Origin of the sequence: Pseudomonas sp. NPDC089407 (genome assembly GCF_044900445.1) — a bacterium.
Lineage (GTDB): Bacteria > Pseudomonadota > Gammaproteobacteria > Pseudomonadales > Pseudomonadaceae > Aquipseudomonas.
Genome location: NZ_JBJDNB010000041.1, coordinates 48,387 through 63,735 on the forward strand (window position 1 = coordinate 48,387; position 15,349 = coordinate 63,735).

General features: G+C 64.3%; 11 protein-coding genes and 3 pseudogenes. 5 read left to right on the forward strand and 9 right to left on the reverse strand.

Annotated elements, in window-relative coordinates; translation table 11 throughout:
- Positions 1–461: 461 nt before the first annotated feature.
- Positions 462–1,267: pseudogene (locus ACI2KG_RS25235) on the forward strand (SulP family inorganic anion transporter); the annotation flags it as partial.
- A 253-nt stretch (positions 1,268–1,520) separates the two neighbouring features.
- On the opposite strand, the gene ACI2KG_RS25240 reads toward ACI2KG_RS25235, so the two are convergent.
- From ACI2KG_RS25240 to ACI2KG_RS25280, 9 genes and pseudogenes are all read right to left on the reverse strand, one after another.
- Positions 1,521–2,531, reverse strand: coding sequence for a DUF2955 domain-containing protein (locus ACI2KG_RS25240; RefSeq protein WP_404663713.1), 1,011 nt, complete (start codon positions 2,529–2,531; stop codon positions 1,521–1,523).
- A complete protein-coding gene (locus ACI2KG_RS25245) occupies positions 2,521–3,612 on the reverse strand; it encodes an HlyD family secretion protein (protein WP_404663714.1) in 1,092 nt (363 codons plus the stop codon). Before ACI2KG_RS25245 ends, ACI2KG_RS25240 begins: the two co-directional genes overlap by 11 nt.
- Complete coding sequence (locus tag ACI2KG_RS25250) at positions 3,609–5,123, reverse strand: efflux transporter outer membrane subunit (protein WP_404663715.1); 1,515 nt, start codon at positions 5,121–5,123, stop codon at positions 3,609–3,611. The genes ACI2KG_RS25245 and ACI2KG_RS25250 overlap by 4 nt, the downstream gene beginning before the upstream one ends.
- A gap of 13 nt (positions 5,124–5,136) precedes the next feature.
- Positions 5,137–6,234 carry an AI-2E family transporter gene (locus ACI2KG_RS25255; protein WP_404663716.1) on the reverse strand — a complete coding sequence of 366 codons (1,098 nt, stop codon included), beginning with the start codon at positions 6,232–6,234 and terminating at the stop codon, positions 5,137–5,139.
- A 40-nt stretch (positions 6,235–6,274) separates the two neighbouring features.
- Positions 6,275–7,471 carry a monovalent cation:proton antiporter-2 (CPA2) family protein gene (locus tag ACI2KG_RS25260; RefSeq protein ID WP_404663717.1) on the reverse strand — a complete coding sequence of 399 codons (1,197 nt, stop codon included), beginning with the start codon at positions 7,469–7,471 and terminating at the stop codon, positions 6,275–6,277.
- Between the two features lie 36 nt (positions 7,472–7,507).
- A complete protein-coding gene (ppk2, locus tag ACI2KG_RS25265) occupies positions 7,508–8,326 on the reverse strand; it encodes a polyphosphate kinase 2 (RefSeq protein ID WP_404663718.1) in 819 nt (272 codons plus the stop codon).
- Between the two features lie 106 nt (positions 8,327–8,432).
- A complete protein-coding gene (gene ycaC / locus ACI2KG_RS25270) occupies positions 8,433–9,053 on the reverse strand; it encodes an isochorismate family cysteine hydrolase YcaC (protein WP_404663719.1) in 621 nt (206 codons plus the stop codon).
- 231 nt (positions 9,054–9,284) lie between these two features.
- A pseudogene (locus tag ACI2KG_RS25275) lies at positions 9,285–9,408 on the reverse strand (magnesium transporter CorA); the annotation flags it as partial.
- Positions 9,409–9,411: 3 nt separating this feature from the next.
- Positions 9,412–9,915, reverse strand: a pseudogene (locus ACI2KG_RS25280) (Fic family protein); the annotation flags it as partial.
- A gap of 179 nt (positions 9,916–10,094) precedes the next feature.
- On the opposite strand from ACI2KG_RS25280, the gene ACI2KG_RS25285 reads away from it, so the two are divergent.
- From ACI2KG_RS25285 to ACI2KG_RS25300, 4 genes are all read left to right on the forward strand, one after another.
- Complete coding sequence (locus tag ACI2KG_RS25285; protein ID WP_404663720.1) at positions 10,095–10,484, forward strand: YybH family protein; 390 nt, start codon at positions 10,095–10,097, stop codon at positions 10,482–10,484.
- Positions 10,485–10,578: 94 nt separating this feature from the next.
- Entirely contained in the window at positions 10,579–12,078 is a 1,500-nt protein-coding gene (locus ACI2KG_RS25290) for a purine-cytosine permease family protein (protein WP_404663721.1), read from the forward strand.
- A gap of 13 nt (positions 12,079–12,091) precedes the next feature.
- Positions 12,092–13,522, forward strand: a complete 1,431-nt coding sequence (locus ACI2KG_RS25295; protein ID WP_404663722.1) for an aldehyde dehydrogenase family protein — start codon at positions 12,092–12,094, stop codon at positions 13,520–13,522.
- Positions 13,523–13,982: 460 nt separating this feature from the next.
- Entirely contained in the window at positions 13,983–15,200 is a 1,218-nt protein-coding gene (locus ACI2KG_RS25300; protein WP_404663723.1) for a DUF3422 domain-containing protein, read from the forward strand.
- Positions 15,201–15,349 lie beyond the last annotated feature (149 nt).

Consider the following 15,349-nt stretch of genomic DNA (forward strand, 5'->3'; position numbering starts at 1 on the left):
CAATGCCTCAAGGGGTTTTGTTTTTTCTGGCCTTTGGCAAGCGGGACGCGCACCCAGGTCGAGGCGTCGAACCGCCGCGTACACCGGCAAAGCCGGGGCCATGTACCGAGTCGGCTTCTTCGCGGGTGAACCCGCTCTCATAGAACTGCGCATAACTCATTGAATTGGCAGGGACACTGTGGGAGCGGCTTTAGCCGCGAACACCGGCGCAGCCGGTGCCATGCACCGCGTTGGATTCTTCGCGGCTAAAGCCGCTCCCACAGGGTATGCGGACTGCTTGCGAACGCAGTTCTCTGCGCGACAGCGCAGTCCAAAGGGCTGGGCGATCTCCCACAGGTACTGTGCAGGCCTCAGGCTGGCGCGGTCCCTGTGTGGGCCTTGTGTCGCGGTGGGCCGCAAAGCGGCCCCGCTTTTCAGCATCTAAGCTGTGACTCAGCACCCTCCCCGCTGGAGCCGGCAGCATGCCCGAATCGCCCCGCTTCGACTGGCAACGCTGGTTGCCCGGGTTGGTCACCCTGCTCCACTACAAGCCCGCCTGGCTGGCCAAAGACATCGCTGCCGGCCTGGTGCTCACCACCATGCTGGTACCGGTGGGCATCGCGTATGCCGAAGCTTCCGGGGTGCCGGGCATCTATGGCTTGTACGCCACCATCATTCCGCTGCTGGCCTACGCGCTGTTCGGCCCCAGCCGCATCCTGGTGCTGGGCCCGGACTCGGCGCTGGCCGCGCCGATCCTGGCGGTGGTCGTGCAATACGCAGCCAGCGATCCGCAACGCGCGATTGCCGTTGCAAGCCTGATGGCCCTGGTGGCGGGGGCTTTTTGTGTGATCGCCGGGCTGCTGCGCCTGGGCTTTATCACCGAGTTGCTGGCCAAGCCCATCCGCTATGGCTACATGAACGGCATCGCCCTCACGGTACTGATCAGCCAGTTGCCCAAGCTGTTCGGCATCAAGGTCGACAGTGAAGGCCCCTTACGCGACATCTGGCACCTGGGCCAGGCGCTGTTCGCCGGCCAAGGGCACTGGCCAAGCTTTGTCGTCGGCGCCGGTAGCCTGGTGCTGATCCTGTTGCTCAAACCGTTCAAGCGCATCCCGGGCATCCTGATCGCGGTGGTGCTGGCAACGCTGGCCGTGAGCCTGTTCAACCTTGACCAGATGGGCGTAAAGGTTCTCGGGCAATTACCGCAAGGCTTGCCCAGCTTCGTCTTCCCTGGGTCACCGACATCGATCTGGTCGAGGTGGTGCTGGGCGGGATCGCCGTGGCTCTGGGCTTTTCACCCTACAGTGGGGGCGGCGGTAGATGCTTATCTGGAAGAGAGTGGGGTTGATTGGCAGCCCTAGCTCGCTTTCACTGGCCTTCGCAGGCCCTTGTAGGAGCGGCCTTGTGTCGTGATCGGGCTGCGAAGCAGCCCCGGCAACTTGTGCATTTGTGCAGAATCCCTGGGGCTGCTTCGCAGCCCGATCGCGACACAAGGCCGCTCCTACACCTGACCGCGTTAGCCGACCGGCAGATGAAAAGGACTAGGCAACCCGCACCCGGCGCCGGTCGATCCAGATCAGCATGGCGCTGGCATACACCGACACGGCCAGGAACAACGCCATGCGCACGGCAAACGCCTTGTACACATCCTGCCCGCCGGCACTGTCCTGCACCGACTGCCCCAGCAGAATCAGCAGGGTCGTCAGGCAACTGACCCAGTACGCCGGACTGTGCCGGTTGGGCACCGCCTGATACAGCCGCCGCGCCTGCCAGAGCGTAAACAGCAGCACCCACAGAAAGAACATCCACAGGTGCACGAACAGGCTCAGCGCCCCCCACAACAGAATCGCCAACACCCCGGCCAGCAAGGTCGAGCCGATCAGCTCGCGGCTGGCGTGCCGTGCGCGGGTCTCACCGGCCTGCTGCCCCACACTCACAGCCTTCATGATCAGCGGCATGTACGGGTCCGGGGCAATCAACGCCAGCAGAAAGGCCGGCATCACGATCAGCGTGGCACGCAGTGCCACCCAGCTGACATGCTCGCTGTCCAGCAGCGGTGGCACCGGCTGTGGGGGAGCGTCGGCAGGCTCGGGAAACAGCACATGTGCCACAGCCGTACCCAGCACCGCCAGCAGCATGCCTTTGGCCAGCGCTTCGACCACCGACAGCGCCAGGGTGAAGTTGCTGGTACCGGCAGCGGCGATCATGGTCAGGCCGATCACCAGCAAGTTTGCCAACAGGCCGTTACCGCCCCTCAGCGCGTAGCGCAGTGTCAGGAAAACCCCCACGCCCACCAGTAAAACGCCACTCACCGGGGCATGCCGTAGCAGCGGAATCAGCAGCAACCCGCTGCCGCAGGCGAGCAGCACCAGCACCGCCAGGGCCGGGGCCGCACGCAGCGGCAAGGGCTGGCTGCGCATGGCCAGCAACAGCACGGCAAACACCGGTGCCAGGATTGGCACCGGCAGGCCGATGCCGAAACTCACCGCCAGGCACAGCGCCACGCCCCAGGCCAGGCGAAGGGCGCGCAGGCGGCGTAGCTCAATAGGCATACGACAACCAGCTCATCAGCCACATGAACAGGCGGCCCAGCAGGTTCAATGGGTTGCCTTCGCTGGGCAGGGCCATGACTTCGGCCTGGCCGCCGACCCGTAACCCGGACTTGTCTGCCAGCTGGTCGCGGTCAAGCTCGACGATTACCGGAAAGCGCTGCGCCGAGCGCAGCCAGTCACGGCTGTTCTGCACGGTCGGCAAACTGCCCGGAGGCGCCGGCTGGCCGACGCTCACGCCATAGCCGATGCTGCGTACCTGCCCTGTCAGCACCGTGCCGGGCAGGGCATCGAGCACCACCAGCACCGGGGCGCCCGGGCGCAGGCGGCCGAGGTTGTTCTCGGTCATGTCGGCGCTTATCCACACGTCATGGATCGCGATCAACGTCATCATCGGGCTGCCGGCACCCACGTAGTGGCCGACATCGGTGCGCAAGTCGGTGATCAACCCGTTGGCATCGGCGCGCACCACGGTGCGGGCCAGGTCCAGGCGGGCCTTTTCCACGTTGGCGGCAGCGCTGCGCAGTTGTGCGTTGTCGGCTTCGGCCCCGCCCTGCTGCTCACGCGCCCGCTCGACTTCGGCACGGGCCGCCGCCACCTGGCTGATGGCTTGGTCACGGGTGGCCTGGGCGCCTTCCAGGCGGCGTACCGACACCGTGCCAGGGTCTTCATCGATCAGGCGCTTGAGCCGCTCGGCGTCCTGGCGGGCCTTGCGCTCGTTGGCCTGGGCCGCCACCAGTGCCGCCAGGGCCGAGTCGATACCGGCCGTGCCGGCGCCGATCTGCCGGCGCACGGTATCCAGGTCAGCTTCGGCGCGGGCCAGGGCGATGCGGTACTGCGCCTGGTCGAGCTCGAACAGTACATCGCCCCGGCGCACTTCCTGGTTGTTGCCCACCGCTACGCGCTTGATCTGCCCGGCCACTTCGGCAGCCACCGGCACCACGTAGGCTTGCAGCCGGGCCTGCTGGGTGTAGGGCGTAAAGCGGTCAGCCAGCAGGTACCAGACCAGGCTGACGATGATCAATATCAACACCCAGCGCATGCCGCGGTCGGGGGCTGGCGGCGCTTCAGCGGGGTCGCTCATTTCGGCTCACCTTGTTCAGGGTGGACAGCGGCCGGCTCGTCGAGCAGGTCGCCCCAATCGGTACGGTTTTGCATCTGCTGGCGGGTAGCGCGGTCGATCGGCTGGCGCGTGCTATCCCACCCGCCCCCCAGCGCCTTGTACAAGCTCACCAGGCTGCTCACCGCATTGCCGCGGCTGACCAGGTAACCATCCTGCTGCTGCAACAACAGTTGCTGGGCGTCGAGCACGCGCTGGAAGTCGGCAAAGCCTTCCTGGTACTGCGAGCTGGCCAGGTTCAGCGAACGTTGTGCGGCCTGCGAGGCCTGGCCGCGAATGGTTGCACTTTGCAGCGAACGCACCAGGCCACTGGCCGCGTCGTCGGCTTCACGGGCCGCTTCGCGTACGCTCTGGTGGTACAACTCGATCAGTTGCTGCAAGCGCGCGTCCTCGACCCGCACCGCGTTCTTGCGCCGCCCATAGTCGAACGGGTTCCAGATCAGGCTCGGGCCTGCCGCCAGGTCGAAGGTGTTGGGCAGATGATTGGCCGAGAGCAGGGTCCAGCCGATACTGCCGAGCAGGCTCAGTTGCGGATAAAGGTCGGCTTCGGCCACCCCCACCAGCGCCGACTGGGCTGCCACGGCCTGCTCGGCCGCGCGGATGTCCGGGCGCCGCTGCAGCAGGCGGGCGGGCACGTCCTGCAATATGGCGCGGTCCGGCAGTGGCAACCGGCCATGGCGGCCGTCCAGCTGTGGCAGCGGCCCCGGCGGCCGGCCGAGCAGCGAGCACAACACATTGCGCAGGGCATTGAGCTGGTTCTCGAACTCAGGAATCGTGGCCAGGGTGGCCAGGTACTGGGTGCGCGCCTGCTGCCAGTCCAGTTCGTCGTTTTCACCATGACGGAACAGCCGCTCGGTAATCTCCAGGCTGCGGGCCTGGCGCTTGGCGTTTTCCTGCGCGATATCCAGCCGTGCTTCGGCAGTGCGCAGGGCAAAGTAAGTATCAGCCACCTGCGCACGCAACAGCAGCATGGCGTCGGCGTAGTTGGCCTGTGAGGCGAAATAGGTAGCATCGGCGCTTTCGATGGCACGGCTGAAACGGCCCCAGAAGTCGGTTTCCCAACCAATGTCGAAGCCGATGCTGGACTGCCAGAACACCGAGTCGCGGGCAGTGGCGGTACCGGACTGGTCCTGCTTCAGGTACAGGCTCTGCGCCCGCAACTGCTGCAATTGTGGATAACGCCCGGTCTGCACGATGGCCAACTGGGCGCGGGCTTCGGCGATACGCAGGCCTGCCACGCGCAGGTTGGTGTTGTTGGCATCGCCCTCGGTAATCAGCGCGTCCAGTGTCGGGTCGGCAAACACTGCCCACCACTGGCGCAGGTCCGGTGCCGCGGCGCTGCGCCCGGCCTGCTCCAATAATGGTGTGCTCCAGTTGCTCAGCCATGGGTCCTGAGGTTTCTCGAAGCCCGGGCCGACCTGGGTGCAGCCGGCCAGCACCATCAGCAGCCCCAGGCCATAGCAGCGGTTGGGCATGGCAGGCCCTGGCTCAGGCAGCGGGTGGTGCCGGTTGCTCCGGCACCTGCAGGGCAACCCATTGCCAGAACAGCACGTAGGTCACGCCGAGGATCACCGGGCCGATGAACAGGCCGATGATGCCTTTGACCACCATGCCGCCCAGCGCCCCTATCAGTACCACCGGCATCGGCACATCCACCCCGCGCCCCAGCAGCAGTGGCTTGAGCACGTTGTCGGCCAGCCCGGCAACAAAGGTGTAGATGGCAAATACGATGGTCGCCACGGTGAAACCTTCAACGTTGAACACATAGATGATCACCGGCACCGTGACCAGCGTCGCAGGGGCCTGGGCGATCCCCAGCATGAGGATGACGATGGCCAGCATCCCGGCGCCTGGCACCCCTTTGATGACGAAGCCGACCCCGATCAGCAGCATCTGGATGAAAGCGATACCGATCACCCCTTGGGCCACCGCGCGAATGGTGGCAGTGCACAGCTTGGCCAGTGGCTTGCCGCGCTCCTCGCCAGACACGCGTATGGCGATGCGCTGGGCCGAGATTTCGCCGTGCTTGCCGAACGCCATGATGATGCCCGAGACAATGATCGCCGCGATAAACAGCAAGAACGCGCCACCGGCGCTGGCCGCGGCGCCGAGCATCGTCCGCCCAGCCCCCTTGAGCTGCGGCATCCACTGGTTGAGGACTTGGGCCATGTTTTCCGAGGCCGACAGCCACAGTGCATACACCTTGGGGCCGATCAGCGGCCAGGTCGCCACCGACTCAGGCGGCGCTGGCACGCTCCAGGCGCCGCTCTTGAGCAGCGTCACCAGGCTGTCCACCGATTCGCCGATGGACATCACCACCAGGTAGATCGGCACCAGCAGTACCACCAGCACGATCAACACCACCAGCGTTGCCGCATAGCCATCCTTGAGCCCGGTGCCGCGCTGGATGCGCCGATGCAGCGGGTACAGCGTTACCGCGAGAATCACCGCCCACAGCATCAACTCCAGGAACGGCTGGAATACCTGGAAGGAGAACACCACCAAGGCAGCCACCAGGCCCGCCTTGATCAGCACGTCGAGCAAGCCCCGCGACAGGGCGCTGTCCAGCTTGAAACTCGGCTGCATGTTTCACCTCCGCCTGTTCAATGCGCCCGCCAGGCGCTATTCAGTGACCGGTCTCAGGGCTGGCCTGCGCCGGGCTGTCGTCCCGCAACTGCCGCGCCAGGGCCATCATCACCAGCGGCACCACCGCCATGGACAAGGTGATGGCCAGTACCAACAGGTCATGTACCTGCTGAGTCAGCACCTGATGCCCAAGCGCCAGCTTGAACACGACGAAGGCAAACTCGCCGCCAGATGCCAGCACCACCGCCAGGCACAAGGCCTGGGGCTGGTTGAGCCCACCTGCCGTGCGTGCCAGGCCAAACAGCAGGGGCAACTTGACCAGCACCAGCAGCAGGGTCAGCCCCAGCACCCTCCATGGCATGCCGAACAGCAGCCGCAGGTCGGCGCTCATGCCCACACCGACAAAGAAAAGCCCGAGCAGCAGGCCCTTGAGTGGTTCGATCTGGGTTTCCAGCTCGTGGCGAAACGGCGATTCGGCCATCAGCACACCGGCCAGGAAGGCGCCCAGCGCCATCGACACGCCCACATGCTCCATTACCCAGGCCGTGCCCAGCACCACCAGCAAGGCAGTAGCCGTCGACAGCTCGGGCAAGCCCGAACCGACTGTCCATTTGAACACCGGGGTCAACAGATAGCGGCCAAACACGATCAGCACACCAATGCCGGCCAGCACCGCCAGTACCGGCCAGGCGCCTTCGTCGGCGGTGCTGACATTGCCACCCAGCAACGGCACCACGGCAATCAGCGGGATGGCGGCAATGTCCTGGAACAACAGGATGGCCACCGCCAGACGCCCGTGTGGCTTGCCCAGGTCCCTGCGCTCGGCCAGCACCTGCAGACCAAAAGCGGTAGACGACAAGGCCAGCCCCAGGCCCAGCACAATGGCTGCCGCTTTTGACTGGGCAAACAGAAAGTACGCCAACAGCCCCAGCACCAGCGCCGTCAGCCCCACCTGCAAGGTGCCAACACCAAACAGCGCCCGGCGCATGGTCCACAAGCGCCGTGGCGAAAGCTCCAGGCCAATTACGAACAGCAGCATCACCACGCCCATCTCCGACAGGCGCGCGACGTTGTCCGGGTTGTTCAGCAGGCCGAACACCGACGGGCCGATCAGGATACCGGCCAACAGGTAACCGGGTACTGCGCCCATTTTCAGACGCTGCGCCAGCGGTACCAGAAGCACCACGGCCAGCAGGAACACCACCGTCGCCTGCAACAGGCTGCCGTCATGTGGCATAGGCTCGCACCCTCGCTGCTCCCCGCAGGGAGGGGATCAGAAACGCTCTTCAACCAACTTGAACGGGTAGGCTACCGCCTTGTACTTGCCGATCTTGCCGCGTTTGGGCAGCTTGACGACCTGCTCGCCGGTGATGTCCTTGTAGGGGATGCGCGTGAGCATATGGCTGATGATGTTCAACCGGGCGCGACGCTTGTCGTTGGAGTGGGCCATGAACCACGGCGCCCAGGATGAGTCGGAGGCGGCGAACATGTCGTCGCGGGCACGGGTGTAGTCGTCCCAGCGGGTGTACGACTTGAGGTCCATCGGCGACAGCTTCCACAGTTTGCGGCCATCGCTGATACGGTCCTGCAGGCGGCGGGTCTGCTCTTCGGCGCTGACCTCCAGCCAGTACTTGATGAGGATGATCCCCGACTCGACCATCATTTTCTCGAACAGCGGTACCACGCTGAGGAACTTGCTGCTCTGCTCTTCGCTGCAAAAACCCATTACCCGCTCGACGCCTGCGCGGTTGTACCAGCTGCGGTCGAAGATCACCACTTCGCCGGCGGCCGGCAGGTGGCGCAGGTAACGTTGCACGTATATCTGGGTCTTTTCCCGCTCGGTGGGTGCCGGCAGCGCCACCACGCGGAACACCCGTGGGCTGACGCGCTCGGTAAGGGCTTTGATGGTGCCGCCCTTGCCGGCGCCATCGCGGCCTTCGAAGACGATGCACACCTTCAGGCCCTTGGCCACCACCCACTCCTGCAGCTTTACCAGCTCCACATGCAGGTGCTTGAGCTCTTTTTCGTAGGCCTTGCCGCCCAGTTTTTCCTGCGGGTCCTGGCTGGGTTTCTTCCTGGGCGACTTGGACATGGGCACTCTCCTGGGGGCGAATGAAGAGTCAGTATGGTCGATTCATGGCGGATTGCCGCTTCGCTTGGCGATTGGAAAGGGGGGCGCCACGCAGCCCCCACAAACGCTATTTGGCCAGCTTGTTGTAGCTGGTCATGAGGTTTCGGTAATCCGGGATATGGTTGGAGAACAGCGTCCCCAGCCCTTCGATGTCGTTGCGCCAGTCACGGTGCAGCTCACAGGCCACGCCGAACCAGGTCATCAGCTGCGCCCCGGCCGCCTCCATGCGCCGCCAGGCCGAATCACGGGTGAGTTCGTTAAAGGTACCGGAGGCGTCGGTGACGACGAATACCTCAAAGCCCTCCTCCAGTGCCGACAGCGCCGGGAAGGCCACGCAAACCTCTGTGACAACGCCGGCAATCAGCAGCTGCTTCTTGCCGGTGGCTTTTACCGCCTTGACGAAGTCTTCGTTGTCCCAGGCATTGATGTTGCCGGGGCGGGCGATGTACGGGGCGTCGGGGAATTGTTCTTTCAGCTCGGGCACCAGCGGGCCGTTGGGGCCGGTCTCGAAACTGGTGGTGAGGATGGTCGGCAGCTTGAAGTACTTGGCCAGGTCGGACAGGGCCAGCACGTTGTTCTTGAAGCGGTCGGGGTCGATGTCCCTTACCAGCGAGAGCAGGCCGGTTTGGTGGTCGACCAGCAGTACCGCAGCATCGTTCTTGTCCAGACGCTTGTATTGGAAGGCCATGGCGGATCTCCTTGCTTTAGCGGGTTGGGAGTATCAGCGTAGGCAAGGATGTGGGGCTGGGAGGGCCACCGGTCGGGTTGGGTGCAGTCTCTGTAGGAGCGGCCTTGTGTCGCGATCGGGCCGCAAAGCGGCCCCCTTCGATATCCGCGGCGGAGCTGAAAGACCAGGGCCGCTGCGCGCCCCATCGCGACACAAGGCCGCTCCTACAAGGACCGCGTCAAGACTGAGAAGTCAGTACTCTCGCCGCTTGCGAAACGCCCAGCGCCCTACCAGCACGGTAAAGGTCGCCACCAGCACCCAGAAACCATGGGTTTTCCGCCAGGGGCACCCCGCTGACGTTCATGCCGAAGCCGGCGATACTGATGATCAGCGGGTGCCAGTCGTTGTGCGCAAGCCAATGCAATAAATCCTGTACCAGCGTCGCCACCCGGCTGGCAGGTGGCGCCATATGCAGCAGGCTTGAGCCCCGACAGATACCCACACCACCCCGCCGGTAGTGACCGGAGTCATCAATCAGCCCATGCATCAGCATGCCGTGGGCGCGGAGCAGATCGCTCTGGGAGTCGGCACGCCAGCCTGGCATCGCATCATAGGTAGCGAATGCATTGCGCACCTCCTGGATTTCCCGCGGCATGCCCAAAACCCGTTTGCCATCGAGCAAGGCAGTTACCTGCTCCACGCTGAGCGTGTTGTTTTCTATCGCAAGCGATGCCTGGATGGTGCGAATGCGGTTGCCTCGTCGCAATTGCGGTGTCATCGCCGCATCGCGATGGGCAGTCAACAACCCCACTTGTTCACTGATTTCGGCAACCAGAGCCAGAATACGGGGTGTCACCGTCAATGGTGGTTGGTAGATGCTCATTGCCTGCAATCCGCGGGATTCAGCTGTCACCATATCCACGGATAGCGCAAGGGTAAAGGAGGCGCGAACATCACTTCACAAATTCCTGAACTGATTATTTGCTATCAGCGATTTTACCCCCCGCCCAGCGCCACCAGAATCGCTTCACCACAATCACAAAAAACCGTGAGGCCACTCCCGTGGACCAGACACTTCAGGTTCGGCAAGCCGCCGCCGACCTCGTTGCCGCATTCGCCAGCAACGACACCGCCCGCTATTTCGCCTGTTTCAGCGAAGACGCCACGTTCCTTTTCCACACCTTGCCGCAACCGCTGTTGTCACGCCGTGCGTATGAAGAAATCTGGGCCCAGTGGCAGGCCGAGGGCTTTGCCGTGCTGGCTTGCGAGTCGGGCAATGCCCAGGTGAGCCTGCAAGGCGATGTGGCGATCTTCATGCACGATGTGGCCACACATATCCGCATTGCCGGTGAAGAACACCAACTGAGCGAGCGCGAGACCATCGTCTTCCGTCGCCAAGGCGACCGGTGGCTGGCCTGCCACGAGCACCTGTCGGTCGTGTCGCCGGCCTGATCATCTTTTTCCGCGGCCCTGCCGCCCTGCCAACGCACCCACAAGAAGGCCCGCGCACCGCGCCGGCCCACAACAACCGCGCTGGAGCATCACCATGAGCCACTCGACCGGTATCGAGACCAACGGCGTCGAACAGATCCCCGCCGATCAACGCGACGCCTCCCCGCTGGACCTTTTTCGCCTGATCTTCGGCGGCGCCAATACCTTTGCCACGGCTGTGCTGGGCAGCTTCCCGGTGCTGTTCGGGCTGTCGTTCCAGGCCGGTGTCTGGGCGATTTTGCTCGGCGTCGGCGTCGGTGCCCTGATCCTTGCACCCATGGGCCTGTTCGGCGCGCTCAACGGCACCAACAACGCCGTTTCGTCGGGCGCACATTTTGGCGTACACGGGCGTATCGTCGGTTCGTTCCTGTCGCTGCTCACAGCGGTGGCGTTCTTTTCGCTGTCGGTGTGGAGTTCGGGTGACGCCCTGGTCGGCGGCGCCAAGCGCCTGGCCGGCCTGCCGGAAAGCGACCTGACCCTGGGCCTGGCCTACGGCCTGTTTGCCGTGCTGGTGCTGGTGGTATGCATCTTCGGCTTCCGCTTCATGCTGTGGGTCAACAAGATTGCCGTGTGGGCGTCGAGCCTGCTGTTCCTGCTGGGTATCGTTGCCTTTGCCGGGCCGTTCGATGCAGGCTACGCAGGCAGCGTCAACCTCGGCCAGGCCGGCTTCTGGGCGGCGTTTGTCGGCGCAGCGATCCTGGCGATGAGCAACCCGGTGTCGTTCGGTGCGTTCCTGGGTGACTGGTCGCGTTACATCCCGCGTGAAACACCCAAGGCGCGCATCATGCTGGCAGTGATCGCGGCCCAAAGCGCCACGCTGATCCCGTTCCTGTTCGGCCTGTGCACCGCCACCCTGGTGGCCACCCAGGCACCGGACTACATCGCTACCAACAATTACGTCGGTGGCCTGCTGGCCGTAGCGCCCAGCTGGTTCTTCCTGCCGGTTTGCCTGATTGCGGTGATCGGTGGCATGTCCACCGGTACCACTGCGCTGTATGGCACGGGCCTGGATATGTCCAGCGTGTTCCCGCGCCTGCTCAGCCGTGCCGGTGCCACCCTGCTGATCGGCGTGCTGGCAATCGGTTTCATCTTCATCGGCCGCTTCACCTTCAACCTGGTGCAGAGCGTGTCGACCTTTGCCGTGCTGATCATCACCTGCACCAGCCCATGGATGGTGATCATGATCCTCGGCCTGATCACCCGTCGCGGCTTCTACCACGCCGACGACCTGCAGGTGTTCACCCGCGGCCAGCGTGGCGGCCATTACTGGTTCCTGCACGGGTGGAACTGGCGCGGCATGGGGGCGTGGGTCCCCAGCGCAGCGGTCGGCCTGTGCTTCGTCAACCTGCCGGGGCAGTTTGTCGGCCCACTGGGCGACCTGGCCGGCGGTATCGACCTGAGCCTGCCGGTGACCCTGGGGTTGGCTGGCGTGCTGTACCTGTTGCTGCTCAACCTGTTCCCTGAACCTGCTGGCGTGTATGGCCCCCAGGGCCCGCGCTGGGTGCGTTGCAAAAGCATTGCGCATACGCCTGTAACCACTGCCGAAATGGCCTGACTGGAAACCGACCATGACCACTTCCCATTACATTGCCGGCCGCTGGGTCGAAGGCCTGGGCAGCGACTGCATCAGCGTCAATGACCCTGCGCTGGGGCAACCGTTCGCCGAACTGATGGCCGCCAGCGTCGAGCAGGTCGACCAGGCCGTGGCCGCTGCCCGTGCTGCCCTGCCCGCCTGGAAAAGCACCAGCGCCAGCGAACGCGCCGCCTACCTGCGTGGCTTTGCCGAACAGCTTGGCCAGCGCCGTGAAGCACTGATCACCCTGCAAATGCGCAACAACGGCAAGCCGCGCCACGAGGCAGAAATCGACCTGGACGACGCTGTCGCCACCTTCGGCTACTACGCCGAGCTGGCCGAGCAACTGCCGGCGAAAAACCGTGACGTGCCGCTGGCAGCCCCGGGCTTCAGCGCTCGCACCCGCCTGGAGCCGGTCGGCGTGGTAGGCCTGATCGTGCCGTGGAACTTCCCGCTGGTGACCAGCGCCTGGAAGCTCGCCCCGGCCCTGGCCGCCGGCTGCACCGTGGTGCTCAAACCCTCAGAGGTCACCCCGCTGATCGAGCAAGCCTATGGCCAGATCGCCGATGCACTGGGCCTGCCGGCCGGTGTACTGAACATCGTCAATGGTAAAGCCGAGACAGGTGCCGCGCTGAGCAGCCACAACGGCCTGGACAAACTGTCGTTCACCGGCAGCAACAGCGTTGGCAGCCAGGTGATGCGCAGCGCGTCGGCGCAGTGCCGGCCGGTGACGCTGGAGCTGGGCGGCAAGTCGGCGATCGTGGTGTTCGACGATTGCGATGTCGACCAGGCGGTGGAGTGGATTGTCGCCGGCATCAGCTGGAACGCCGGGCAGATGTGCTCAGCCACTTCGCGCCTGCTGGTGCAAGACGGCATCGCCGATGCCCTGCTGCCGCGTCTGCAGATGGCGCTGGAAAACCTGCGGGTCGGTAACCCGTTGAGCGAAGAAGTCGACATGGGCCCGCTGACCAGCCAGGCGCAATGGCTGAAGGTGGCCAGCTACTTTGCCACGGCGCGCGAAGAAGGCTTGCAGTGCCTGGCCGGTGGCAAGGCGCTGGACCGTGAAGGTTGGTTCGTCAGCCCGACGCTTTATACCGATGTACCGAAGCACAGCCGCCTGTGGACTGAGGAAATTTTTGGCCCGGTGCTGTGCGCACGCCGCTTTGCCACCGAAGAGCAGGCGATTGCCGAGGCCAACGACAGCCGCTTCGGGCTGGTGGCGACAGTGTGTTCTGCCGACCTTGAGCGCGCCGAGCGCGTGGCCGATGCGCTGGAGGTGGGCCATGTGTGGATCAACTCGGTGCAGGCGGTATTCGTCGAGACTTCGTGGGGCGGCACCAAGGGCAGCGGGATCGGGCGTGAGCTCGGGCCTTGGGGGTTGTCGGCGTATCTGTCGGTCAAGCATGTGACGCGGTGCTTGGGCTAGGGCTTCGTCGAGAGGTTTTTAGCGCCTGTTAGATCGAGCGCCGCCCGCGCGGCGCTTCGCGGGACAAGCCCGCTCCCACATCTGTTTCGGGCCAGTCTCGCTTGTGAGCTCACCGCCGTCCGCCTTGTTGACCTGGCTTGGGTCCGAGGTGGCGCTGCCTCACCACTAGTCTCCAGCCCTACACCAAAGCTGCGACCCACCTTTCACAGGATTCATTGGCCCGAAAACAGATGTGGGAGCGGGCTTGTCCCGCGAAGCGCCGCGCGGGCGGCGCTCGATTTCTGAATCCTCGAAAATCCAAGCCAGGCCTCAGTAAGCCCCTCTATCTTCGGGCGCTCAACCAGCTGTATCTGAAGCGCGAGTAAAGCGATACAAACTTTCCTTCGCGTGACTTTCCCCTCTTCCCGCAAAGTCCCACTTCCTGGTACCCCCACAATCACAACACCAGGCCGGACCACCCATGCACCCTCAACGCACTGCTTTGCACAACGAACTGCACGCCCGCCCGTCGCTGTACTTCGACGGCCCGGCGCATGTCTTCCACCTGGCCCTGCTCGGCGGCGATGCGGCCTGTGCGGCACTGCTGCAGCGTTGCTGCCCGGATGCCCCAGACACCGCAGCCGCCCAAGGCATCACCTGCCTGGATGGCCACCCGTTCAAGTGGGAACGGCACACCGAGTTCTTCACCCTGACGCTGGTGGTGCCCTGCACTGTCGCCGACACCGAGTGGCAAGCCCTGCCGCCGGTGCTGGCCGAAGCCATTGCGCCGCAGGCAGCACAGGTGATCAATACGGTGCAGGTGCTGGTACGCGGCGAACAGGGGTTGGACCTGACCCACTACGGTTTCAAAGACCCGTGCGGCTCGTGCGTCGGAGGTGGCGATGCGGTGGTGTGGAGCGATTTCCGCCTGACCGAAGATGGCACCAATCGCTTCCTGTTCATCAATCGCCGCCTCAATGCCTACCGCCAGGGCCGGATGATCCGCCGCCTGCTGGAGATCGAGACGTACCGCATGATGGCCTCGCTGACCCTGACCACGGCCAAGCAACTGAGCCAGGAGCTGGACGCCTTCGACAAGACCCTGGTGAACCTTTCCGAGCGCAGTGCCGGCGGCGATGGGCATGATTCCAAAGGGTTGCTGGAAGCCATTGCCCACCTGTCACGCCAGGTGGTCAGCCGCACGGTAAAAACCCGCCACCGCTTTGGCGCCACCCAGGCGTATGCGCAACTGGTGTTCGAGCGCTTGGGCGAGCTGCGCGAAAGCCACGTGGCTGACTGCCAGCGCCTGGGGGTGTTCATCGAGCGCCGGTTCAAGCCGACCGTGCGTTACTGCGCAGCCACCGAGCAGCGGCTGGAGCAACTGGCGAAGAACGTGGCCAACCTGGGCGACCTGCTACAGGCGCGGGTACAGGTAGAGATGGAAGAGCAGAACGCCGCGATCCTGCACAGCCTCAATGCCCGGGCTGACGCCCAGGTGAAGATTCAGCGGGCGGTGGAGGGGCTGTCGATCATTGCCATTACCTATTACCTGCTGAACCTGTTCAAGCTGCTGTATGGCGGGCTGAATGTGCTGGGGTTGGGGCTGACGGCGCGGGACGGGTTGTTGGCCATGGCGCCGCCGGTGCTGCTGGTGTTGTTGGCGATACTGCTAAGGATCAGGCAGGCCAAGCAGCATTGAGGTCATGGGGGCGCTTTGCGCCCCTATCGCGACACAAGGCCGCTCCTACAACAGTGGACTGCCCCCAAGAAGTTGGACAAAAAATCCAACCCTTGGGGGACCTATGGGCAAATACACAGAGCAGTTCAAGCTCACAGCCATCTCAGCCT

Excerpts from the sequence above, each read along its gene's own strand:
- ACI2KG_RS25295 (WP_404663722.1), top strand. The coding sequence starts at position 12,092 with ATGACCACTTCCCATTACATTGCCGGCCGCTGGGTCGAAGGCCTGGGC.
- ACI2KG_RS25260 (WP_404663717.1), bottom strand. The coding sequence starts at position 7,471 with ATGCCACATGACGGCAGCCTGTTGCAGGCGACGGTGGTGTTCCTGCTG.
- ACI2KG_RS25245 (WP_404663714.1), bottom strand. The coding sequence starts at position 3,612 with ATGAGCGACCCCGCTGAAGCGCCGCCAGCCCCCGACCGCGGCATGCGC.
- ycaC (WP_404663719.1), bottom strand. The coding sequence starts at position 9,053 with ATGGCCTTCCAATACAAGCGTCTGGACAAGAACGATGCTGCGGTACTG.
- ACI2KG_RS25250 (WP_404663715.1), bottom strand. The coding sequence starts at position 5,123 with ATGCCCAACCGCTGCTATGGCCTGGGGCTGCTGATGGTGCTGGCCGGC.
- ppk2 (WP_404663718.1), bottom strand. The coding sequence starts at position 8,326 with ATGTCCAAGTCGCCCAGGAAGAAACCCAGCCAGGACCCGCAGGAAAAA.
- ACI2KG_RS25240 (WP_404663713.1), bottom strand. The coding sequence starts at position 2,531 with ATGCCTATTGAGCTACGCCGCCTGCGCGCCCTTCGCCTGGCCTGGGGC.
- ACI2KG_RS25255 (WP_404663716.1), bottom strand. The coding sequence starts at position 6,234 with ATGCAGCCGAGTTTCAAGCTGGACAGCGCCCTGTCGCGGGGCTTGCTC.
- ACI2KG_RS25290 (WP_404663721.1), top strand. The coding sequence starts at position 10,579 with ATGAGCCACTCGACCGGTATCGAGACCAACGGCGTCGAACAGATCCCC.
- ACI2KG_RS25300 (WP_404663723.1), top strand. The coding sequence starts at position 13,983 with ATGCACCCTCAACGCACTGCTTTGCACAACGAACTGCACGCCCGCCCG.